The 1,958-nt window shown below is 74.4% G+C and carries 3 protein-coding genes and 1 pseudogene; 1 reads left to right on the top strand and 3 read right to left on the bottom strand.

Going from position 1 to position 1,958, the window contains the following annotated elements; translation table 11 throughout:
- The coding region (locus tag ACWEN3_RS45940; protein ID WP_452984322.1) for a DUF6214 family protein at positions 1–171 on the top strand (171 nt) is incomplete at its 5' end.
- A 9-nt stretch (positions 172–180) separates the two neighbouring features.
- Here ACWEN3_RS45940 and ACWEN3_RS45935 read toward each other — a convergent pair.
- From ACWEN3_RS45935 to ACWEN3_RS45925, 3 genes and pseudogenes are all read right to left on the bottom strand, one after another.
- Positions 181–858: a TetR/AcrR family transcriptional regulator gene (locus ACWEN3_RS45935; protein ID WP_452984321.1), complete on the bottom strand. Its 678-nt coding sequence runs from the start codon at positions 856–858 to the stop codon at positions 181–183.
- Positions 859–1,060: 202 nt separating this feature from the next.
- On the bottom strand, positions 1,061–1,750 hold the full coding sequence (locus ACWEN3_RS45930) for an HAD family hydrolase (RefSeq protein ID WP_452984319.1): 690 nt from the start codon (positions 1,748–1,750) through the stop codon (positions 1,061–1,063).
- A gap of 98 nt (positions 1,751–1,848) precedes the next feature.
- Positions 1,849–1,958: pseudogene (locus ACWEN3_RS45925) on the bottom strand (ATP-binding protein); the annotation flags it as partial.

Genomic DNA, 1,958 nt, shown 5'->3' with positions numbered 1-1,958 from the left:
ATCGAGGGCCGCCTGCTGCTCGCGCGACGGTACCGCGCGGCGCAGGAGGAGGGCGTCGACCCCGTGCTCGCCGTGATGCACGCGACCGGGCACAGCCGCCGGCGCTCCCTCAGGCTGATCGCCCAGGCGCGCGACGCCGGGTTCCTGACGCCTCGTCACGCGCGCCGCTGACCGGCGCGGTCACTCCCCCTGGGGAGGGCTCGGCCGCTCCTCGGTGGCGAAGAACCGCGACAGGTCCTGCTCCCGGGCCCCGGTGCCCGTGTCGCTCTCCGGGGGCACGCCCAGCCCCCAGTCGAGCCCGTACCGCCGGAACAGCTCGGCCCGCAGCGCGGGCACGGGCATCGGCACGCCCGGCACCAGGGCCGCGAACACGACCCCCATCAAAAGGGCCCGCAGCATCGGGTAGTCGGCCGTCACGTCCTCGGAGCCGTACCGGGCCACGGTGTCGCCGAGCAGCTCCGAAAGACGCCGCTGCTCCGGGCACTGCACGAAGCCCTCGGCCTGGAGGAGCCCCGCCATGTGCTGGCGCATGAGCACGGGCCGGTCACGCGCGAGCCCCAGGATCGCGTCGATGGCCCGGGCCAGCCGCTCCCGGCCGTCCTCGGTGCGCGGCTCCCGCTCCAGCGCCTCCTCCAGCGTGCGGTGCATCAGCCGGTGCACGGCGGACTGCACCAGCTGGCGCTTGCCGGGGAAGTAGTACGAGACCAGGCCGCGCGCCGAGCCGGCGCGGTCCGCGATGTCGCCCAGCGTCGTCGCCTCGAACCCGCGCTCGTCGACCAGCTCCACCGCGGCCTGGAGCAGTCGCTCCCGGGAACGCCGTCGCAACTCTTCATTGACCGAGGCGCTGCGCGGGGACATCCTGGAAACTCCTGCGTTGACTGGCTGCCAGCCAACTATACTCATCGCATCGGGCACCGCCACGCGCGGGCCCTCTCCAGGGCTGCCGTTCGTCTGGGGCGACGCGGGGGATCGTCTCAGACGGACGGCGTGTGGACGGCGGACGCGAGACGCCGGCACCGCCCCTCCTTCAGGGCCTGCCCGCCGCCCGGAGCGCGGCCGCTCAGCCCACCAGGTCCAGGACCGCGCGCAGCGCGTCGGGGCGGTGCGCGACCGGCAGGTGGTCCACGAAGTGCACACGGCAGCCGAGCGCGGCCGCGCCCCCGTCCGCCGCTCTGCTGTCCCCGACCATCAGCACCTGCCGCGGATCGGCGCCGAGCGCTTCGCAGGCGACCGAGAACAGCCGCGGGTCCGGCTTCTGCACCCCGTGTTCGTACGACAGCACGTACGCGTCCACGTACCCGTCGAGGCCGTGCGCACGGAAGACCGGCCGCAGGTCCCAGCCGATGTTGCTGACCACGCCCACGGCGGTGCCGCGTTCGCGCAGGGTGCGCAAGACGTCGGCGGCGTCCGGGTAGGGGGTCCAGGCGGCGGGGGACATGTGCCGCTCGTACAGCGCGTCGTGCAGCCCCGGATCGGGCAGCGGCACCCGCCGGGACAGACCCGTGAACGCGGCCCGGTGCAGCTCCGCGCTCTCGTCCCGCACCGCCCACAGCCCGGCGAGGTCCGCCGGCACCTCCAGCGGCGCCGCACCGCCCGGCAGCGCACCGGCCGCCTCCAACGCCTTGGCCGTGTCCATCAGTTGGGGCTCGGGCAGGCTCACCCCGCTCTCGTCCAGCACCGCGCGCAGCCAGGACTCGGTGGACTCGACGCGGAACAGCGTCCCGGAGAAGTCGAACAGCACGGCAGCCATGCGCCGGACTCTACCCGGGCCGCCGTACGGCCGGCTCCGCACGATTTGCCGCCGCTCGCGACCGGTCACCCGCGTGCGACGCCCGGGTCACCGGATCAGCGCAGGGCCCCGTGACGGGGCGGCAGTGCACAGGAGGCGGCATCGGACACGGCCGCGGGATCCAACGGCGGAAGGCCCTGCCGTAACGGCTTGAGCATGGTCGATCCAT

The organism is Streptomyces sp. NPDC004561, from assembly GCF_053602155.1.
This window is presented reverse-complemented; position numbering and strand designations above follow the sequence as displayed.

Bases quoted from the DNA above. Each gene is read 5' to 3' on its own strand.
- ACWEN3_RS45935 (WP_452984321.1), bottom strand. From the start codon at position 858: ATGTCCCCGCGCAGCGCCTCGGTCAATGAAGAGTTGCGACGGCGTTCC.
- ACWEN3_RS45930 (WP_452984319.1), bottom strand. From the start codon at position 1,750: ATGGCTGCCGTGCTGTTCGACTTCTCCGGGACGCTGTTCCGCGTCGAG.